The following is a 20,487-nucleotide window of genomic DNA, read 5'->3' as shown; positions in this document are numbered from 1 at the left end:
GGGGAGGCACAGGTCCAGGCGATGCTCAGGGACGGCGGACGGCGATGATGGACTTGGTCAGTCCGAGGAGCCGCTCGGAGCGGATGGTGGCACCGGGGAAGAGGTAGCGCAGTTCCGCCCGCCCGATCAGCTCCGTGGTCAGGACCTGCTTCATCGCCAGGTCGTACGGCTTGTTGGGGGTGTAGGCCAGCGGCCACTTGCGGGCCACCAGGACCCGGGCCGACACCGGGAGGAACTGCATCCCCGGGGCCACCCAGTGCGGCTCGACGGGAAAGTACCGGTAGGGGGTCTGCACCCAGTACGCCGGGGCGAGTTCCTGGATCGCCTCGGCCATCCGTCGACGCCGCTCGTACCCGCCGACGTGCTCCAGGACGCTGTTGCTGAAGACCAGGTCGTACCGGCGGTCGAGGATGCTCCTGGGCAGCTCGCAGGCGTCGGCGTGGTCCGCCTCGGCCCAGTCCGGCAGGTCGGTGGGGAGGGGTTCGAGGTTCACCACGTGGACGTGCTTGGGCCGGACGGGCACCTCCGCCCAGCTCTGCACCCGCCCGCCCAGGTCGAGGACGTTCATCTCGGCGAGGTCGGGGAAGGTGTCCGAGAGCCAGGCGGCCCGGCGGGCCCGGCGCTTGGCGCCGAACGAGTCGGGTGAGTCGACGAGCCGGAACCGGAGGGAGTGGAGAGCCATGAATGGAGATCCTTGCCTGTCTGATTGCGCTGCGTCAACTGCGGATCGGTTCAGGGTCACCTTCGCGACCCTCGTCGGTACGGCTCAGATCCCCCGACCTCGCTTGTGGAGGGTCCGCAGGACGGCGTCGGCCCTGACCATCCGGCCGGCCACGGCCAGGGCGAGGTAGGCGCGGGGTTCCCGGGGGTTGCCCCGCAGGGTCCGGCGGGCCCACCGCAGCGCCCCCCGCCGGTCCCCGGAGGCGGCGTGGGCGAAGGCGATCTGCCCGGCGACCCGGGCGTGCCCGGCGGGTTGGGTGGCGAACTCGGGGTAGCGCTCCAGGAGCCACTGCAACGCCGACGAGATGGTGTCCCACCGCTGCGCGAAGTAGGACCGCTTGTGCCACCTGACCAGGACGTACGGAACTGTCAGGTTGGCCAGGGGGGCGCTGCGGGCGGCCCGGAGGAGGAATTCGTAGTCCTCGGCGTAGCTGCCCGGGATCTCCTCGTCGACCAGGCCGAACCCGTCCCGCAGGGCGGCGGCCCGGATCACGAAGGTCGACGGGTGCAGTTCGGTCATCCGGTCCCGGAGCAGCTCGGCGAGGGTGATCGTGTCCCGGTCGAGGACCCGGTCGACGGTCCGCCCGTCGTAGCTGACCCGGATCCCGCAGCTGACGAACTCCGCCCCCGGTACGGCGTTCAACGCGTCCACCTGTGCCCGGAGCTTGCCGGGCAGCCACTCGTCGTCGTCGTCGCAGAACGCGACGAGCTCCCCCTCGGCGGCGAGGGTGCCGGTGTTGCGGGCCCCGGCCAGGCCCGGTGACCTGTCGTTGGTGACGACCCGGACCCGACGGTCCGGTCGGGACAGCCCGGTGAGGGTGTCGTCCGGGGTGGACTGGTCGAAGACGACGACCACCTCGATCGGGGCGGGGTACTCCTGGTCGAGGATCGCCGTCACTGCGGCGCGGAGCAGCTCCGGCCGGTCCCGGGTGGGGACCACGGCGCTGACGGTGGGGTAGTGGCTCATCGGGTCGGTCCTCCGTCGTTCGGGGGCGGGACGGGGCGCGGGTGGGGGTGGCCGGCGGTGCCGAACGGCCACCACCACCGGTGTCGGGGTCGTGCTGTCGAGGAGGCCACCAGGTCCTCCACGATCCGGCCGACCCGGTCGACAGCCGCCTGCCGGGCGTCGGCGGTGCCGTCGTCGGTCGTCACCGTGAACCGGGCGGGATCGGCGAATCCGGCGGTCAGCGCCTCGACGAGGTCGGTACGGGACTCGCAGAGCGCCACCAGCCCGGCCGCGCCCAGCCGTCGGGCGAACAGCAGCTGGTGGTCGTCGACGTGCTCGCCGTACGTCGGGTCACGGGGCACCACGATCGGGAGGTGCCCGTTGCGCCGGGCCTCCAGGATCGTCGCCGGCCCCCCGTGGCAGACCACCAGGTCGGCCCCGGACATGGCGTCCTGGAGGTCGGCGTGCCCGAGGAAGGGTGCCGCCCCCGGGACCGCCGGCGCCCGGGTGTGTCCGTGCTGGACGGTCAGGTCGACGCGGTCGGCGACGCTCGGGTGCCACTGCTCGATCCACCCGGTGAGCCTGTCGAACGGGTGTTTGTCGGTGCCGACGGCGACCAGGACCCGGACCCTGCCGGTCACAGGAGGGTTCCCACGACTGTGGCCTCCGGGTACTGCCGCCGCTGCTCGTCCCACTGCACGAGCATCGCGGACAGGAACGGGCGGCAGAGCCGGGCGGTCAGCGTCGGGGTGTCGATCCGGTCGTAGACCTCGATGTAGATCGTCGGGATCCGCCGGAGTCGGGCGAGGACCACGAACGGGACGGCCACCCCGGCACCCGTGGTGACCACCGCGGCGATCTGCCGTCGGCGCAGCACCCGTACCGCGAGCCAGGCGTTGCGCAGCAGGTTGGGGATGTTGCGGGTGGTCGGATGGTGGGCGGCGACGAGTTCCTCCCCGGCCAGGAGGGACACCGCCTCGGGTGTGTCGAAGGTGACCCAGCACCGGGGCCACCGTTCGTACCAGGGACGTAGTGCCAGCAGTTGGGCCAGGTGCCCACCACTGGAGCCGACCAGCAACAGGGTCGGTGTATCAGATGCCTGCACAGTGGACATTCCTCCGCGACTCCCCACAAGTCCGCTCGGATTCTTCTTCTACGACAGGGTCGCCGGCTGATCTCAGCACGGCCGTCCCCACGGGTCAGTCGGCTAGTCGATCCTCGACTCAGTCCGCTGGTCGACCCTCGGCTCGATCGGTCGGTCGGTCCTCGACGCCGTCGGCTAGTCGATCCTCGACGACGTCGAGCAACGCCGGATGCAGCGCCCCGTTCCACCCCGCACCGGCCCGTGCCAGGCGGCAGCTGCGCAGCCACATCTCGACCAGGTACGCGTCGACCACCAGCCGGTGGCCGTCGGCGGACAGGCCCAGCCTGTCGCCGTGTCGGGTGAGCTGACCGTCTGCCGCCTGCGCCGCCTCCGCCGCCGACCGGTCGCCGAGCACCAGTGCGCGTTGGAACGAGTCGTGGGCCAGGTCGAACCCGACGGGCACGTCGGGGCCGCTGTGTTCCCAGTCCCAGGCGACCAGCCGACCGGCGTGCCGACCCAGGTTCCACGGCACCCAGTCACCGTGCCAGTGTCCGAACTCGACCTCGGTGGCGGCGTACCGGCGGGCGAGGGCGGCGACGGCGTCGACAGCCCGGGCACCGGCGGGATCCCACCGGGCGGCCCGGTCCGCCTCGGCGGTGAGCCGGGCGAGGAAGTCGGAGCCGCCGACCGGGCGCGGTGGCGTCGGCGGCCCGCCCCGACGGGCGACGGCGAGGATCGCGTCGAGCCGAGGCGGATCCTGCTCCCCCACTCCACGTACCGCTGTGGGCAGGGGTTCGACGACGGCGACCGGGTGCCCGGCCCAGTCGAACGCGGCGAGCAGGCGCGGCACCACCGGGTGGTCGCCGACCCCGGAGACCTCGGGCAGGGTACGCAGCACCGCCGCCTCGGCCGCGACGAGTTCCCGCGTCGCCCCGTTCCAGCCGATCTTGGCGTACCCGCCGGGGGTGCCGTCGGCGGCGAACAGTTGCAGCGTCGGCTTGTGGTTGGGGTCCGGGGGCCGGACCCCGCACGCCGCGTACGCCGGGTGGACGTCGAGCACGTCGGCCAGGTGCGCGGCGAGCAGCGCCTCGGCGGGCTCCACGTCGGCGGGCAGCGACACGGTCAGGGCCGGGAAACGGGCGGCGTCGAGCACCCCGAGCCGGGCCAGTCCGCCGAGTCCGGCCCGCAGCGCCCGCACCTTCGGCGGACGCAACGCGTTGTACGCCAACAGGGCGGCGGCGGTGGCCCGCGCAGCACCCCGGGGCAGCAGGAACCGGGCCCGCCCGACCGACGGGACGACCGTGTACCGGGCCACCACCCGGTGCCCGGCCGGTGGGTCGCCGTCGACGGTCAACCCGATCCGGTCGTCGCCGAAGATCGCCCGGCTCACCCAACCCAGGCCGTCGGAGCGGGACCGCAGATCGTCGGTCACCTGGCACCCCAGTCGAAGGTCAGGCCGAGCCGCTGCTCCAGGGCCTCGTTGTACGGCAGGTAGTAGTCGGTCAACTCGGCGCGTACCTGCGGGTCCAGGGGGGACGACCGACGGTCGTTGTAGACCTTGAAGTTCGGCAGGTCGTGGTCGGGGAGCCCGAGGAAGTCCAACGTCCGGGTGTAGGTGGCGCGGGCGTCCCGGTACAGGTCCTCACTGGGCAGGAAAAGCAGCCGGCTCCGGTCGAACCGGTCCAGCCACGGTTCGAGGTGCTCCAGGTACCGTCCCCGCGCCCGGTAGGTGTACCAGTCGTACGGCTCGCTGAAGTACTCCGGCTCGGCGATCAGCCGTTCCCGCTCCCCCGCCGTCCGCTCCGGCTCGGCGGCGAGCGCGGCCGGGAAGTCCAACGGCTCGATCCCGTGGGTTCGGCGTTCCTTCCAGTGCGAGTACGCCCGCTCCACCGGGTCGCGCAGGAGCACGATCAGCTTCACCTGCGGCATCAGCGCCGCCACCCGCTGCGCGGCGAGGGGGTGGAACATGTAGAGCGGGGCCGCCTCGCCGACCCGGGTCGGGCCGCCGTGCCGGGCGGCGAGCGCCGCCCGCTGCCGCTCGGTCGGGAAGTGGCTGCGGTACCACGCCTCGCCCCGGTTCCAGTGCTCCTCGAAGTAGTGCGACGCCTTGGTGTTCCAGGCCGGGAAGAGCCGGGGCACCAGTGGATGCTGGATCAGGTAGTTCCACAGCGAGGTCGTCCCGCCCCGCTTGGTCCCGATGATCAGGAAGTCCGGCAGCGGACGGCGGGCTGCGGTACGGACGCCGTAGCCCACCAGTCCGTCCCGCAGCCGCTCGGTCACCTGGTTCGGTACGAGGTCCTTGACTCGGTCCCGGATCGACGACACCGGGTCACCTGCCCTTCACGGATTGGGCCGGAGCGGGTCGACCGCCCCGGATCTGCGTCAGGATCGCCCGGATGCCCGCCCGGACCCGGGGCATCGCGAGCAGGGCTGTCGCCCCGACCGTCAGCACCACCAGCGCCACCACCAGCCCCGGGATCCCCCGGCCGGCGACGAGGACGCCCACCCCCGCCGCCGCCCCGACACCCGCCACCGTGGCCGCCGCCGCCCGGACCATCGACCTGTCGGTCAACGGGTGTCCGACGAGGCGACGGGCGCAGGCGAAGGCGATGAGGTTCTCGGTGGCGATGCCCGCCCCCCAGGCGACGGCTGCCCCGGTCGCCCCGTACCCGGGGATCAGGGCGACGCCGAGGGTGACGGTGCAGGTCAGCCCGGCCACCGCGGCGGCCAGGTGCAGGCCGCTGCGGCCCCCCATCAGCAGCAGGCTCTGCACGTTGCCGACACCGGTGTTGACGAGCATGGCCAGGGCGAGGACCGTCATCGCCGCCGCCCCGGCGGCGAACTCCGGCCCGAACAGCCGCAGGAACGCCGGTCCGAAGACGGCGAGGAGCAGGTACACCGGCCAGGACAGGACCAGCCCCCAGGTGGTCAACTGCCGGTGGACGGTGGCCGCCGCCCCCTGCTCACCCTGACCGAGCAGCCGGGACAGCTGCGGGGTGACGGCGACCCGGAGCCCCTGCATGGCCAACTGTCCGGCCAGGACGTACCTGCCGACGGCCCCGAAGACACCGGCCTGGGTCTGGTCGGCCAGGGCCGAGGTGAGCAGTACCCCCACCCACATGCTGCCGGCGTCGATCGCCGCCGACGCGGCCCGGGGCAGGGCGAAACCCCAGAACGTCCGCCAGTCGTCGCCCTGCGGGCGCAGGTCGGCCCCCTGGCGGAGCCCGACCGGACCGGCCACCAGGACGAGGCAGACCAGCAGGGCGATCCCCACCGGCACCAGCCAGCCGGTCAGGCCGAGCAGCAGCCCGCCGCCGGTCAACGCCGCCGCGCCGACCAGGACCGGCCGGGCGACGGGGAGCAGGATGAACTGGACGGACACGTAGGAGCGGATGCTCCGGACACAGCGCAGGGCGGCGAGCAACAGCGTCATCGCGACGACCACCGGCACCACTGCGAAGGCGACGGTGAGCAGCGACGTCCCGCCCGCGCCGGTGTCGTCGAGCAGCCACCCGGACAGCGGGGCGGCCAGGACGACCCCGACCGCTGCCACCACCACCGCCACCACCAGCGGCGGGAGGAGCGCCACCGGCAGCAGCCGGGCGGAGTCACCGGTGCGCCCGAGGCGGCGTCGGGGCAGTGCCCACATCAGCCCCGTCTCGGCCCCCAGGGTGCAGATCGCGGTGGCGACGGTGACCACGCCGATGGCGGCGAAGAACGCCCCCGACCCGGCTGTCCCGTATCCCCGGGTGATCACCACCGCGAGCAGGAACCCGAAGAGTCCGCTGGTGGCCGCGCCGACAAGTCCGGCCGCACCGTTGCGGGCGCTGCGGCGTACCTCGGTGTCGTCGGACCGACCGGGACCGGCGGTGGACCGGCCGTCGACGTCGTCGGACGCCCGGGGTGGCGCGGTCACGCCGGCACCGCCACGGCCGGGGACGGCCGTCGCCGGTCGAGCAGCGCGACGCGGTCCCGTTCCGCGATCGCCATCGCGAAGCAGATCACGTAGAACGCCAGGGCGATGTTCTGGTTGGCCATGCCGTAGAAGGGGACCTGCACCAGGCAGACCACCGGCACGATGGCCAGCCACTGGCCCGCCGAGGAGGTGGCCCGCGCGCACGCCAGGTAGGTCACCACGAACCAGGCCAGAAAGAACAGCAGGGCGGGTACGCCATGGCTGAACAGCACCATCCACATCTGCCCCTGTGATCCCACCGGGGCGTCGGCGGTGACGGTGTCCGCGTTCACCGGTGCCCCGTAGCCGATCCAGGGCGAGTCGGCGATCCGGCGCAGCACCTCACCGTAGAGGGAGAGTCGGTCGGTGTTCGTGTCACTGCGTTCCACCCGGTCGTTGATCAGGTCGAAGACCGGGATCACAGTGGTCGCCGCGGCGACCAGGACCGCGATCCCGACGATCGAGGCGGCGACCCGGACGTTGCCCCGCATGCTGGCCCGCACCCCGAGGACGAGCAGCCCGACCCCGAGGCTGAGGAACATCGTCCGGTTCAGGGTGAGGAAGGCCGGGGCCAGCGACAGAGGCAGCGACACCAGCAGCGCCCACCGCAGCACGCCCCGCCGCAGGAGGGTGATCAGGGCGACCACCGTCGGCAGGCTCATCGCGTACGCGCTGCCGTAGTTGTTCGTGTAGGCGAACGGTGCCGCCGGGCGGTAGATCGGGGTGAGCGAGCGGGGATTGAACTCGGCGGTGCTGAGGTGGACCATGTCGTTGATGAACGGGGTGCCGGCGATCCCCCCGGGCAGCAGGATCTCCATCGGGGTGGTCATCTCGAACCGGGGGGCCACCACCCCCAGCCAGCCCAGCACGACCAGGGAGAACCAGAACGCGGCGATCGGCAGCAGGACCGGCACCGGGTTCGCGCGTTCCCGGGCGCAGGCGTAGACGTAGCACCCGACCACCACCGCCGTCAGGTAGAGCCCGAACCGCAGCGAGAAGGTCAGCACCGATGAACCGCTGGTCAACTGGGTCGCACTGATCACGACCATGGCCAAGAACAGCAGCCACACCCCCACCCCCGGGGGCAGCGGCACCCGTCCCCGGGTGACCAGGAGGGCGAACAGCAGCGCGCCGAGCAGCGGCCAGCCGAGGTAGAAGGCCCCGGCCAGCCACCAGACGGGCACCAGACCGAACATCAGTGCCAACGGCCACAGCGGCAGCAGCGGCGGCGGTGCGGGCAGCGGCCGGGGCGTCCGGTCAGCCATGGCCGTTTCGGGTCAGGACGAAGCCCAGCGGCTTGACCCCGGCCGCCCGCAACCGCTCCACCAGACGACGCAGGTCCGCCTGGCGGGTCCGGTCCCGCTCCACGACGATCACCGCAGTGCCCTGACGGGCCAGCGCCACGCCGCGCTCGTCGGACTCGGCCGGCGGCGAGTTGTAGAGCACCAGCGGCTCACCGGCGCCCTGTCGGGCGGTACCGATCCGGACGCTCCCGGAGAAGATCGCGATCTCGTCGGGGTCGGCGGCCCGGCCGGCGTCGCCGTTGCGGGCCGACTTCACCCGGGGCAGTGTGACGGTGGCGTCCGGGTCACCCGACAGCCGTGCGGCCACCGGGTACGGCGACGGACGGCGGTTGGCGGTCGCGGCGGTGGGCGGCCCCGCCGGGGCCGGCGACCCGCCGGGGCGCTGTGCCTTCGCGGAGGTCACGGCGGGGATCGTCGCGGTCGGGGCGTTGCTCGACCGGACCACCTGCCCGGCCGGTTTGGGCACCGCCATCCGGGAACGCCCCTGGGCGGGAGCGCTCTCGGTCTCCGTGGCCCCGCCGGAGCGGTCCAGCGGCAGCCGGGTCCGACCGGCGATGACCGCCTCCCGGAGTCGACCGGCCCGTCCGCTGTCGTCGGCGAGGAAGACCGGCCGACCGTCTGCGGCCAGCGCCACCGCCAGTCCCGCGGAGATGACCGTCGGATCCTCCCTGGCGGTCAGCACCACCACCCGGGCGGGTGACCGGACCTGGGCGGCGATCGCCATGGCGACGTAGCGCACGTCGGCGTCGACGGGCTGGTTGCGCCCGGGCACCCGACGGCGGCGGATGGTACCCAACAGCGGCAGCCCGGTGACGTCCCGGCCGTCGGCGACCGAACGGATCCGCCGGTCCACTGACTCCCACCCGTACGCCGACACCACGCCGAGCAGGCCCCCGCCGAGCAGACCGGCCAGGAGCAGGAGCAGCTGGTTGCCGCTGCGGGCCGCCAGCCCCAACTCGGCGCTCTGCGTCACCCAACCCGGGTTGACGTCGACCGCCGCGATCTCGCTGCGTGCCCCGCTGAGCTGGGCGAGTTGGTTGTTGATCCCGGACAGCTCACTGACCGTCGCGTCGGAGGGGCCCTGCCCGTTGTCGATGCGGCGTTGGAGGGCCCGCTGCTGGACGGTGACCTTCTCGATGTTCTCGTCGTAGGAGCGCAGCATCTCGGTGCGCTGCTGCTCGTACATCTCCCGCCGGACGTCCAGGTAGGAGCGAGCCGCGAGGTTGACCGAGTCGACGGCCTCGTCGGCGGTGGGGGCCCGGTAGACGAACCGCAGGATCTGCCCGCCGGTGGGGATCTCCACCTCCAGGGCGTCCCGGACCTCCCGGGGGCTCTTGCCGATCGAGTCGGAGATCCGGCTGATCACGTCGGTGCCGGTGGCGATGCCGCTCTCCACGTTCATGTTCACCGCCCGGTCCGGGCTCGACCCGCTCGGGCTGAACGCGTCGGTCACCACCGGCCGGACCGCCACCACCGCGTTGGCGGTGACGGCGGTCGGCGACAGCAGGACGAAGGTCAGCGCGGCGAGGAGACCGGCTGCGGCGAGACCGGAGACCAGGCGGACCCGGTGCAGCGGAATCCGCAGCAGGTCGGTGATGGTGACGGTACGGTCGGGCTGGCCGGTGGGGCGATCGGCCGACCATCCGGGCGAGGTGGGCTCAGTCATGGAACTTCTTCACCGTCTGTTGAGGGTTGCCGACGACGACCACTCGGGGGGGCACGTCGGACCGGACCACCGTACCGGCGCCCACGACGCTGTCGTCACCGATGTGCACTCCCTTGAGGACGAGTGCGTGGGTGCCGATCCAGACGTTGTCCCCCACCACGATCGGACCCTCGGTCTGGGGGCCGGCCGGTTCGTGGCGAAGCTCCGGGGGCAGGTTGTGGAAGTCGCTGTCCAACATCTCGCAGTTGGACAGCAGGCAACGGTCCCCCACCGTCACCGACACCCAACTGCCGATCCAGGTGGCGTTGAGCAGGCAGTCGGCACCCACCCGCACCTCGCCCGGCCCGGCGAAGCGGACCAGCTTGTTGATCCGGGTCCGGTCGCCGATGGTGACCCGGACTCCCCGGCGCATCCGGATCCGGCCCCGGATCTCCACGTCCCGACCCAGGGTCAACCGGGGGTATCGCAACCGGTACCAGCTCCGTCGTAGCGCGAACACCGTGCGCAGCACGGCTCCTCTGCGCCGTCGCGCCTCCCCGGTCACCGCACCCTCCCCAACTCGTGGCAGGGCCGGCGACGAGACTGCGTCGCCGGCCCCCCGGTGGTTCAACTTACCGAGAAAAAGTCACGATCGGTGACTTCTCATTGCACAGAGAAGAACATCGCCGGCTGCGACCAGGTCAGACCGGTCGACGGGGCGGCGACGACGGTGGCGGTCGAACCCGTCACCACCTGGGCGGCGGTGGGGTCGAACGGCACCGTGCGCAGCGTACCGTCGGTGGCCCCGTAAACGATCTTGCCAGCCACCCAGGCCATCCCCCGCACCGACGACCAGGTCATACCGGTGGTCGGGGCGGTGAACTCGGTGGCACCCAGGTAGTTGCCGTCCGGCTCGAAGTACCTGTAGTACAGCCCGTTCGCACCGGTACGGGTGTAGTAGAGCCGACCGTCGACGAAGAACGCCCCGGTCAACGCGCCGACGTTGTACCACGCGTTGTAGCCGGAGGCCTCCCACGAGGCGCCGATGGTGGTGCCGTTGTAGAGCGAGATGTCCAACCGGCTTCCGGTGGTGGTGCCGGAGACCGTACGCGACCAGTAGATCCGGTCACTGACCTGCCAGGTGGCACCGGCACCGGTCCAGTTCGGCTGGTTGACGGTGGCCGGGGTCCCGAGGGCCGCACCGTCGAAGGGAACCTTCGCCAGGACGCCGTCGGCGGTCCGCAGGTGCAGGTTGCCGGTGGCCGCCGTGGACGGGTTGCGCGGGGTCACGGTCCGACCGCCGGCCAGCGGGAACATGCCGAGCCGACCGTGGTACTCGTTGCCCATGCCGTCGGAGTTGTGACCGAAGTAGAGCCCGTCCGAGCCGCGCCAGATCACCGGGACCGACGAGCCCCAGTTGCTCGCACCCGAGGGCAGCGCCGAGCCGCCGGCCCGACGCGGGTTCCAGTTCAACGGCATCCCGTTCGCCGGGTTGACAGCGCCGATCCCGAGCCGGTCGACGGCGCCGTTGCCGGCCCGGTCGCTGGCGTTGGGGTTGTTCAGCCACCGGAAGTGCCCGCCGAGGTAGACCACCCCGTCGGCCACCTCCACCGAGGTGATCGTGTCGTTGCCGGTGTAGTTGACCCAGGTGGCGACCTTGCCGGTGCCCCGGTCGGCGGTCTCGAACCGGACCAGGGCGTCGCAGTACGCCGCCGGCCACCCCGAACCGCCGTTGGTCCCGACCACGAACCAGCTGCTGTCGGCACCGAACCGGACATCCTGCACGTAGTGCACGAAGGTCTCCGGCGCCCCGCACGGGGCCACGAACTTCTCGGAGCTCCAGTCGATCACGCTGGGCGTCCCGGTCAGGTCGACCAGCGCGATCTGGTTGCGGGGCAGCCCGTTGAGGAGGGTGAAGTTCCCACCCACGACGAGGGTGTTCCCGTCGGGCGAGACGTCGATCGTCCACACGTAGGACGAGGTGTCGTGGCGTCCGACGGTGGCGTTGACGTCGAACGTGGAGTCGATCTCACCGGTGGCGGCGTCGATCCGCGCGAGGCCACTGTGGGCGGTGCCGTTGAGCCAGTTGAACGCGCCCGCCACGTAGAGGTCGTCACCGTGCAGGACCAGGTCCCGCACGGTGCCGCCGTCGGACCGACCGACCCAGCTGTCGACGATCGCACCGGTGCTCGGGTCGAGGGCGACCAGGTTCCGGCGGGCCACCCCGTTGACGTTGCGGAACGTACCGCCGACGATCACCGTCCCACCGGGACCGGCGATCAGGGCGTTCACCGCACCGTCGAGCACCGGCAGGAAGGTCGTCGAGATCTGCCCGGTGGTCCGGTCGTAGGCGAACAGGTAGCGCTGGGTGGTCCACGCCGCAGTGGCGGTGCGGCGGATCTGGGTGAAGCTTCCACCCACGAAGACCGTGTTGCCGACCTGGGCGAACGCGCGGGTCTCCCCGTCGCGGGCGTGTGGCGTCTGATCGGCGGGGTCGGCAGAGACCAGTGTGGCGGGTGCCGGGACCGGCACGACGGCGGCACCGGCCGGACCGGGTACGGCGGCTACCGCCGCCACTCCGACGGCCAGGGTGAGCAGCGCCGCGGGGAGGCGTCGAGATCCGGCGTTCCGCCGGCGAAACGAGGGAAGGTGCACGCTGGACTCCAACTGAGGGAGAGAAGGATCCCCGGTAGCGTCCCCCGTGTGGAGCGAAAAAGGAAATCCGCCGATTGGGCGGTCGGCGAATCCGGTTACCGACACCGGGGCGAACGGTCATGATCCGCCCGCCCCCGGTGCCGGTCGGTCAGCGCGGTTTCACGGTCGGCGTCGGCTGGCGCAGATAACCGTCCCGGCCCGCCTGGGCGAAGCCGGCCACCGCCGAGGCGTTGTGGTTCATGGTCATGTCGCAGTCGCCGGTCTTGCGGGTCATACCGGCCGAGTTGAAGTAGATCGCCGCCTTGATCTTCGGGTGCGCCTTGAGCGCCGCCGGGAACTCCTCGAACCACCGGCGCTTCGCGTTCGGGTCGCCCGGGTGCAGGTTCGTGCCGAACTCGGCGAGCATCCTCGGCTTGCCCACGCCGAGACGGTGCTCGTCGAGCCAGCGGTAGAAGCCGCCCACTGTGTCGTGCGGGCTCTTCCACACCGTGCTGCCGTTGCAGACGTGGAAGTTGTACGGGTCGTAGCCCACCCAGTCGACGTACCGGTCACCGGGGTAGAGGCCGGCGTACCTGTCGTAGTGACCCGACCAGCCCATCATCACCCACACCCAGACGGCGTTGTTCGCACCGGCCGCCTCGAAGCGGTCGTGGACGTACCGCCAGGCCCTGACGAAGTCGGCGTCGCTGCCCTTGGCCGGCTCGTCCTCCGGCTCGTGGTCGAAGCCCATGAACACCGGGCTCCCGACGGCCCGGATCCGACCCGCCACCGCGTCGATCGTCGCATCGTGTCGACCACTGTAGACGTCAGCCCAGGTCAACACCGTTCCCGAGGAGAAGATCCGGGACTCCCAGGCGAAGAAGGGGATCCGGCCCTCGCGCATCTGCGCTTGCTGGTACACGTCGGGGAACGCCCCGTTGCTGCCCACGTTGGAGAAGTCGTGGTAGCGGTGCACGACGTCGAACCGCCGTCCGACCTGGGCCTCCACGTCGGTGACCGCCTTGCCGTGGTCCCACCCGGTCGCCGCCGACGCCGGGGAGTACATCCCCCACCAGGCGCCGCAGGAGGGCACCAACAGATCCGACACCGTCCCACACCGACCGGACCCGCTGTCGGGGGTCTTGGTGGGCGGGGCCGGGGCGGTCGTCGCCGGTACGGGCGACGGGGTGGGCGACGGTGACATCGAGGGTTCGACGGTGGGGCTCGGTGCCGCCGGGGTGGGCGCGGTGGTCGGGGCGGCGCTCGGGGTCGGGGTGGCCGACGGCGTACCCGTGCCGACGTCGTAGCTGATCAGCAGACGCGGGTGCAGTCCGGGATCCCGGTTCTCCCGGGACGCCCAGTACAGCCGGGTGTCCAACCCCGACTGGGCCAACGCCACGGTCCAGTCGCCGTTGCCCCGGACCAGGTCGGAGACGTCCCACTCGTTGAAGCCCTTGATCACCGTGGACACCCGGTCCAGCGCCGCACCGAGCTGCTCGGGGGCGGGGCGGCGGTCGGCGGCGTCCACATCGGAGGCGTACGCGGTCACCGTCGCCGCCGCGTCCTGCCAGGTGTGCACCCGCAGGGTGGCCCGGATGTTGACCGCCGTGGCCGGGACCCCGCTGACGGTGAACCCGACGATCGCGTCCCGGGAGCCGAACCGGTTCCCGTCACACGGGGCCGGGCAGGTCGCCAGGGTCGTCTTGGTGGAGTTGTCGCCGTCCTGCGGCACCGTCGTGGCGGTGGTGTCGGCGACCGCCACCACCGCGGCGGCTGCGTCGTCGGCCAGCAGCGGCATCATGGTGGCCACGAGGCCGGCCACCACGCCGACACTGAGGACACCGAGAACGGTGGCCCTGCGCCGCGACCCGGCGTACCGGGTGAGGCGGTGAACTCCACGCCTGGTCACGAGAACACTCCCTGTGTCGACAGTGGTACGAAGTGCAGCGTAGCCAGGACCGGCCGTCGACATCAGTAGCTCAAGGCCGCGTAAGCGCGTCTTAACTCACAGTTAAGGCTCGTCGGTCACCCGGGGACGCGGTTGCCGGCTGCTCGTCGACGGGCGGCGGCGAGCGCCGCACCCATCGCCGCCACCGGGGCGGTCACCCCGGTGAACTGCTCGAACTGCCCGACGGCCTGGGCGAGGAGGAGATCGAGCCCGGAGACGATCCGGCACCCGGCCGCCTCGGCGGCGGCGGCCAGCGGGGTCGGCCACGGGTCGTAGAGGGCGTCGAAGCAGACCGCCCCGGACCGCAGGGGCAGGACGGTGGCGAGCGGATCCACCACCCCCTTCGGCACCGTGGAGATCAACACGTCGACGTCGGAGTGTCTGTCGGCCGTGTCCCACCCGGCCCCGACCACTGTCAGCCCGAGCGCGTCGGCGACCGGCCGGAGTTCGTCGATCGCCGCCCTCCGGCGGGCCACCACCGTCACCGCCGTCGCCCCGAGCCGGGCCGCCGCTGCCAGGGCCGCCCGTGCGGTACCCCCCGCACCGAGGACGGTCACCGTGGCACCCGGGGTCACCCCCGCTGCGACAAGCACCTCGACCATCCCGGCGACGTCGGTGTTGTCGGCGTACCAGGAGCCGTCGGGTCGGCGTACCAGAGTGTTCGCGGCACCGACGGCGGCGGCGACCGGCGAGGACTCGTCGGCCACCGCGAGCGCCGCCTCCTTGCCCGGCATGGTCACCGACAACCCGGCCCACTCCGGGCCGAGACCGGCGACCAGGCCGGCGACCTCGGCCTCGGCACACTCGATCCGGGTGTACGACCAGCCGGTCAACCCGGCCGCCGCGTACCCGGCGTTGTGGATCACCGGGGAGAGGGAGTGGGCGATCGGCTTGCCGATCACCCCCGCCCGGCGTTCGGCAACCATCAGAGGACCCCGGCCTCCCTGGCCTTCGCCTCGTTCTTCAGCTGTTCCTCGTACGTCTCGGCGAAGGCGGAGTTGCCCTCCTTGTCGATGGCCACGAAGAAGTACCACTTGCCCTCCGGGGGATCCATCGCCCCTTCGAGAGCTTCCTTGCCCGGGTTGTTGATCGGGGTGGGCACCAGGCCCTTGAGCTTGCGGTTGTACGGGTTCTTCGGGTTGTCGAGGTCGGACTGGGTCATCTGGGCGGAGGTCTTGCCCTGCTGCCCGATCGACTCGAAGTAGTAGTTGACGGTGACGTCCATCTCCAGGCAGTTGCAGGGGAACTCCCCGTACACCCGGTTGTAGGCGACCCGTGCCACCTTGCCGAGGTCCTCCTTCGTGCCCGCCTCGGCCTGGGCCAGAGACGCCACGATCAGGGCCTCGTACGGGCTGATCCCACCGCGCTCCTGCTGCACCCGGTCGGCGAAGTCCAACTCACCGGTGACGGTCAGGAAGTGGTCGACCATCGTCTGGAGGATCGACTCGGCGGAGGCCTTCGGCGGCAACTCGTAGGTGTCGGGGAAGAGAAATCCCTCGATCGACCTGTCGACCTTCTTGCCGTCGGAGCGCTTGAACCACCACTCCGGGACGCCGAGCGCCTCCGGGTCCTTCGCCGCCTCCTCGAACTCCTTGACCGGGATCTTGGTCTGTTCGGAGAGGAGCTTGAAGATGCCCTTGGCGGTCCGCCCCTCGGGGACGGTGAGCCCGTTGACGATCCGGTTCTTCAGGTCGAGCAGGGCGGTGACGGCGTTCTCGCCGCTCATCTCCTTGCGGACCTTGTACGTCCCCGGCTGGATGTTCGTGCTGCGGGAGTTGTCCGCCGCCGCGTTGACGAACGCCTTCGGGCTCTTGACCACACCGGCCTCGTGCAGGGCGTTCGCCATGTCGGCGATCAACGCTCCCTGCTTGATCTCGACGGTCACCTCAGCGGTGCCCGCGCCGTCGTAGTCGGGGGTGGTGAAGTAGTTCGACACCCGGTCGAAGCCGTAGAACGCGCCTCCGCCGATACCACCGAGGAGCAGCAGCGCCACCAGCCCGGCGACGACGGTCTTGCCCGCCCCGCCCGATTTGCGCTTGCCCTTGCCGGTGCTCTTGCGTCTCTCGACGAAGCCACGCCGGTGCCGACCCTTCTCCCCCTTTTCCTGCTCATCGAACCCGAGGTCCAGATCGTCGATCATGAAGTCCGCCTCCGCTGCGCGTCCAGCCAGCTCTGCAGAATCTCGACCGCGGCGGCCTGGTCGACCACCGCACGTTGACGCTTACCACGCACGCCACGCTCAGACAGCCTACGAGAAGCGACCACGGTCGACATCCTCTCGTCGGTCAACGCCACCGGAACGGGTGCCAGCACATCGGCCAGGCGCTGCGCGTACGCCTTGACGTGCACCGCCGCCGGACCGTGCTTCCCGGCGAGGTTGATCGGCAACCCGATCACCACTTCCACCGCCTCCGCCTCGCTGACCAGGCGTTTCAGCTCCGCCATGTCGGTCGGCACGGCATCGGGATCGGCGGTGAGGTCCCGCGCCAGGGTCGCCACCGGGGTGGCGAGCACCCCGTGCGGGTCGGATCGGGACACCCCGACACGTACCTGACCGACGTCCACACCCAGTCGTACCCCGATCACGCTTCGGCTCCCCTACGACACGTCGACCCGGACCACACGAGCGGAGATCCACTCGTGCACCCCGGGTCGACGGCAGTTGACCAGATCACGTGTCCGCGATCGCCTTCTCGACGGTGAGCAGCAGGTTCGGGGCCTCGGCAGCCGGCAGGCCGCCGCCCTGGGCCAGGTCGGGGCTACCCCCGCCACGGCCGGAGAAGGCCGCCTTGACCAGGGTGTTCGCCGCCAGGCCACGGGAGCGGGCCGCCCCGTTCACGGCCACCACCAGGGAGGCCTTGCCGCCGGCACGGGCCGCCACGGCCACCACCGCCGGTCGGGCCGCGTCGATCCGACCCTTGATCTCCTGTGCCAGGGTCCGCACGTCGTTGCCGGCCGCCCCCTCGGGCGCCTCGGTGCCGACGTACGCCACCCCCCGGACGTCGCGGGCCTGCGCGGCCAGGGCCGCCGCCCCGCCGAGGACCAGCTGGGCCCGGAGCTTCTCCAGCTCCTTCTCGGCGTCCCGCAGTTGGGTGACCGTCTGCTCGACCCGGTCGGCGACCTGGTCGCCGGGCACCCGGAACAGCTCGGCCAGCCGCGCCACCAGCAGGTGCTCGCGGGCCAGGAACCCGAAGGCGTCCATCCCGACGAGCGCCTCGATCCGGCGCACCCCGGAACCGACGGACGCCTCGGAGAGGATCTTCACCAGTCCGAGCTGGGCGGAACGGGACACGTGGGTGCCCCCGCACAACTCCCGGGCGTAGTCGCCGACCTCGACGACCCGGACCCGCTCGCCGTACTTCTCGCCGAAGAGCGCCATCGCGCCGATCCGGCGGGCCTCCTCCTGCGTGGTGACGAAGGCGTGCACCTCCAGGTCGGCCTGGAGCACCTCGTTGACCTGCTGCTCCACGTCGGTCAGGACGCTCGGCGACACCCCGGTCGGGGTGTTGAAGTCGAACCGGAGCCGCCCCGGGGCGTTCAGCGAACCGGCCTGGGTCGCCGACTCACCGAGGAAGTTGCGCATGGTCTGGTGCACCAGGTGCGTCGCCGTGTGCGACCGGGAGATCGCCCGGCGCCGGGTCACGTCGATCTCGGCGTACCCGGCCTCACCGGCACGGATCTCGCCCCGGACCACCCGGGCCCGGTGCACGATCAGCCCCGGCACCGGCTGCTGCACGTCGAAGACCTCGACCTGCCCGCCCCCGATGGTGATCAACCCCTGGTCGGGCTGCTGACCGCCGCCCTCGGCGTAGAACGGGGTGGTGTCGAGCACCAGCTCGACCGTCTCCCCCTCGCCCGCCGCGGCGACCTCGCCGCCACCGGAGAGCAACGCCCGGACCCGGGACTCCCGGGTCAGCTCGGTGTAGCCGGTGAACTCCACCGGGCCGCCGGTGTCCAGCACCGTCCGGTACGCCGACAGGTCGGTGTGCCCGGTCTTGCGGGCCGCCGCGTCGGCCTTCGCCCGGGACCGCTGGTCGGCCATCAGCCGACGGAAGCCCTCGGCGTCGACCTGGAGCCCCTGCTCGGCCGCGATCTCCAGGGTCAGGTCGATCGGGAAGCCGTAGGTGTCGTGCAGCTGGAACGCCTGGTCCCCGCTGATCGCCGCCTTCCCCGCCGACTTGGTCTGGGTGATGGCGGTGTCCAGGATCGTCGTCCCCGCGCGCAGCGTCGACAGGAACGCGTCCTCCTCCGCGTACGCGTACTGCGAGATCCGGTCGAACTCGACCGCCACCTCCGGGTACGACGGGGACATGCAGTCCCGCGCCACCGGCAGCAACTCGGGCAGGGCCCGGTCCTGCCAACCCAGCAGCCGCATCGCCCGGATCGCCCGCCGCATGATCCGACGCAGGACGTACCCGCGCCCCTCGTTGCCGGGGGTGACCCCGTCGCCGATCAGCATCAGGGCGGTCCGGACGTGGTCGGCGATCACCCGCAGCCGGACGTCGTCCGGGTGCGACTCGGCGGCCACCTGGCCGGAGTTCGCGCCGTACCGCTTGCCGGTCAGCTCGGCGGCCCGGGCCAGGATGGGCCGGACCTCGTCGATCTCGTACAGGTTGTCGACGCCCTGCAGGATGGAGGCGATCCGCTCCAGCCCCATCCCGGTGTCGATGTTCTTCCTGGGCAGGTCACCGACGATCCGGAAGGTCTCCTTGTCGACCACGTCGGTGATCTCGTGCTGCATGAACACGAGGTTCCAGAACTCCAGGTACCGGTCCTCGTCGACCTCGGGTCCACCCTCACGGCCGTACGCCGGACCCCTGTCGTAGAACATCTCCGAGCAGGGACCCCCCGGCCCGGGGATCCCCATCGACCAGTAGTTGTCCTTGTTCCCCCGGCGGACGATCCGCTCCGCCGGCACCCCGGTGTCCCGCCAGATCTGGTACGCCTCGTCGTCGTCGAGGTAGACCGTCGGCCAGATCCGCTCCGGGTCGAGGCCGAAGCCGCCCTCGGCGACCGGCTTCGTCGACAGCTCCCAGGCGAGCGGGATCGCCCCCGCCTTGAAGTAGTCCCCGAAGGAGAAGTTCCCGTTCATCTGGAAGAACGTGCCGTGCCGACTCGTCTTGCCGACCTCGTCGATGTCCGGCGTACGGATGCACTTCTGCACACTCGTCGCCCGCGCCCACGGCGGCGTCTGCTGACCGAGGAAGTACGGCACGAACTGCACCATGCCGGCGTTGATGAACAACAGGTTCGGATCACTGATCGCGGGCAGCGGAGCAGACGGGACCACGGCGTGTCCATGGGCCTCGAAGTGCGCCAGGAACCGCCGCTTGATCTCCGCCGTCTTCATCGTGGGTACTCCTCGGGAAAGATCCTGTCGTCCCCGATCCGCGGGTCCTCCCGCAGCTCGGCGAACTGGTCGTCGAACGCCTCACCCCGGGCGAACGCCTCGTGGATCTCCTGCTCGCGTTCGGCCATCCCGATCCGGACGTCCTCCACGAAGCTACGCAGCGACTCGACCAGGTTGCCAGCGGATTCCGACAACCCACCGGCGATACCCGCCGGGGTGTAGGCCTGCGCGGTCTGGGTGGCCTTGCGGACGACCAGGACGCCTACGGCCACCCCGATACCCAGCCAGAACAGCCGCTTCATGCCTGCTCACCCGCGCCCCGGCCACCGGAGTTCCGGTTCGCCCGCTTGGCGGCCCGCCGCTGCTGCTTGATGGTGTCGCGCACCTCACGCTCGTTCTCGGCGTGCCGGCGGGCGGAGGCGGCCCGTCGGACCCCGAACCCGAAGGCAGCCACCTTGACCAGCGGGTTCGCGGCAGCGGCGGAGACCACCGTGGCAAGGTTCGCGACGTTGGCGGTGACGTTCTGGGCGTGGCTGGTCATGGTGTCGACCTTCGCCAACTGCAGGTTCACCCCGTCCAGGGAGGTCTGCACCTGCTCCAGAGCGGTGTTCACGTTGCGGACGGTGACGTTGACGTCGCTCAGCAGCGGGCTGGTCTGCTCGTTGAGATCAGTGATCATCTTGGTCGCGGCGTCCACGGTGTGCCGCAACCGCAGGATCGGCACCGCCAGCACGATCACCAACATCAGGAACGCGCCGGCTGCGACCAGGGCAGCGGCCTGTCCAAAGTCCACGCATGTCCTCCTCAGGCAGAATTGTCGAGCCTCGACGCCGCGCCGGGTGCACGACCGGTACAGGCACCGTCACCGGTCGCGACCGCGCAGGCCCCACGGGGCCGGTGG

General features: G+C 71.4%; 18 protein-coding genes. All 18 read right to left on the bottom strand.

Annotated elements, in window-relative coordinates:
* Nucleotides 1-25: 25 nt before the first annotated feature.
* The 18 genes from WHN02_RS13880 to WHN02_RS13795 all read right to left on the bottom strand — a co-directional run bounded on the left by WHN02_RS13880 (nucleotide 26) and on the right by WHN02_RS13795 (nucleotide 20,379).
* Complete coding sequence (locus tag WHN02_RS13880; RefSeq protein WP_434743699.1) at nucleotides 26-682, bottom strand: class I SAM-dependent methyltransferase; 657 nt, start codon at nucleotides 680-682, stop codon at nucleotides 26-28.
* 84 nt (nucleotides 683-766) lie between these two features.
* Nucleotides 767-1,687: a glycosyltransferase family 2 protein gene (locus WHN02_RS13875; protein WP_434743698.1), complete on the bottom strand. Its 921-nt coding sequence runs from the start codon at nucleotides 1,685-1,687 to the stop codon at nucleotides 767-769.
* The gene (locus WHN02_RS13870) at nucleotides 1,684-2,307 is read right to left on the bottom strand and encodes a glycosyltransferase (protein WP_434743697.1); all 624 of its coding nucleotides are present in this window, start codon (nucleotides 2,305-2,307) and stop codon (nucleotides 1,684-1,686) included. The genes WHN02_RS13875 and WHN02_RS13870 overlap by 4 nt, the downstream gene beginning before the upstream one ends.
* Nucleotides 2,304-2,780 carry a UDP-N-acetylglucosamine--LPS N-acetylglucosamine transferase gene (locus WHN02_RS13865; protein ID WP_434743696.1) on the bottom strand — a complete coding sequence of 159 codons (477 nt, stop codon included), beginning with the start codon at nucleotides 2,778-2,780 and terminating at the stop codon, nucleotides 2,304-2,306. The genes WHN02_RS13870 and WHN02_RS13865 overlap by 4 nt, the downstream gene beginning before the upstream one ends.
* Before the next feature lie 109 nt (nucleotides 2,781-2,889).
* Nucleotides 2,890-4,182, bottom strand: coding sequence for a hypothetical protein (locus WHN02_RS13860; RefSeq protein WP_434743695.1), 1,293 nt, complete (start codon nucleotides 4,180-4,182; stop codon nucleotides 2,890-2,892).
* The gene (locus tag WHN02_RS13855) at nucleotides 4,179-5,075 is read right to left on the bottom strand and encodes a sulfotransferase domain-containing protein (RefSeq protein WP_434743694.1); all 897 of its coding nucleotides are present in this window, start codon (nucleotides 5,073-5,075) and stop codon (nucleotides 4,179-4,181) included. Before WHN02_RS13855 ends, WHN02_RS13860 begins: the two co-directional genes overlap by 4 nt.
* 4 nt (nucleotides 5,076-5,079) lie before the next feature.
* The gene (locus WHN02_RS13850; RefSeq protein WP_434743693.1) at nucleotides 5,080-6,666 is read right to left on the bottom strand and encodes a lipopolysaccharide biosynthesis protein; all 1,587 of its coding nucleotides are present in this window, start codon (nucleotides 6,664-6,666) and stop codon (nucleotides 5,080-5,082) included.
* Entirely contained in the window at nucleotides 6,663-7,970 is a 1,308-nt protein-coding gene (locus tag WHN02_RS13845) for an O-antigen ligase family protein (protein WP_434743692.1), read from the bottom strand. Before WHN02_RS13845 ends, WHN02_RS13850 begins: the two co-directional genes overlap by 4 nt.
* Nucleotides 7,963-9,675, bottom strand: a complete 1,713-nt coding sequence (locus WHN02_RS13840) for a lipopolysaccharide biosynthesis protein (protein ID WP_434743691.1) — start codon at nucleotides 9,673-9,675, stop codon at nucleotides 7,963-7,965. Before WHN02_RS13840 ends, WHN02_RS13845 begins: the two co-directional genes overlap by 8 nt.
* Complete coding sequence (locus WHN02_RS13835; RefSeq protein ID WP_434743690.1) at nucleotides 9,668-10,219, bottom strand: acyltransferase; 552 nt, start codon at nucleotides 10,217-10,219, stop codon at nucleotides 9,668-9,670. Before WHN02_RS13835 ends, WHN02_RS13840 begins: the two co-directional genes overlap by 8 nt.
* A gap of 98 nt (nucleotides 10,220-10,317) precedes the next feature.
* Entirely contained in the window at nucleotides 10,318-12,252 is a 1,935-nt protein-coding gene (locus WHN02_RS13830; protein WP_434743956.1) for a hypothetical protein, read from the bottom strand.
* A 205-nt stretch (nucleotides 12,253-12,457) separates the two neighbouring features.
* Complete coding sequence (locus WHN02_RS13825) at nucleotides 12,458-14,197, bottom strand: glycosyl hydrolase (RefSeq protein WP_434743689.1); 1,740 nt, start codon at nucleotides 14,195-14,197, stop codon at nucleotides 12,458-12,460.
* Nucleotides 14,198-14,313: 116 nt separating this feature from the next.
* The gene (locus WHN02_RS13820; RefSeq protein ID WP_434743688.1) at nucleotides 14,314-15,162 is read right to left on the bottom strand and encodes a shikimate dehydrogenase; all 849 of its coding nucleotides are present in this window, start codon (nucleotides 15,160-15,162) and stop codon (nucleotides 14,314-14,316) included.
* Nucleotides 15,162-16,376, bottom strand: a complete 1,215-nt coding sequence (mltG, locus tag WHN02_RS13815) for an endolytic transglycosylase MltG (protein WP_434743687.1) — start codon at nucleotides 16,374-16,376, stop codon at nucleotides 15,162-15,164. Before mltG ends, WHN02_RS13820 begins: the two co-directional genes overlap by 1 nt.
* Entirely contained in the window at nucleotides 16,373-16,822 is a 450-nt protein-coding gene (ruvX, locus tag WHN02_RS13810; protein ID WP_434743686.1) for a Holliday junction resolvase RuvX, read from the bottom strand. Before ruvX ends, mltG begins: the two co-directional genes overlap by 4 nt.
* 85 nt (nucleotides 16,823-16,907) lie before the next feature.
* The gene (gene alaS, locus WHN02_RS13805) at nucleotides 16,908-19,586 is read right to left on the bottom strand and encodes an alanine--tRNA ligase (protein ID WP_434743685.1); all 2,679 of its coding nucleotides are present in this window, start codon (nucleotides 19,584-19,586) and stop codon (nucleotides 16,908-16,910) included.
* Nucleotides 19,583-19,888, bottom strand: a complete 306-nt coding sequence (locus WHN02_RS13800; protein WP_434743684.1) for a hypothetical protein — start codon at nucleotides 19,886-19,888, stop codon at nucleotides 19,583-19,585. The genes alaS and WHN02_RS13800 overlap by 4 nt, the downstream gene beginning before the upstream one ends.
* Nucleotides 19,885-20,379 carry a DUF948 domain-containing protein gene (locus WHN02_RS13795; protein WP_434743683.1) on the bottom strand — a complete coding sequence of 165 codons (495 nt, stop codon included), beginning with the start codon at nucleotides 20,377-20,379 and terminating at the stop codon, nucleotides 19,885-19,887. The genes WHN02_RS13800 and WHN02_RS13795 overlap by 4 nt, the downstream gene beginning before the upstream one ends.
* Nucleotides 20,380-20,487: the final 108 nt, after the last annotated feature.

This window comes from Micromonospora sp. SH-82 (genome assembly GCF_051132485.1).
GTDB lineage: Bacteria > Actinomycetota > Actinomycetes > Mycobacteriales > Micromonosporaceae > Micromonospora.
This window is presented reverse-complemented; position numbering and strand designations above follow the sequence as displayed.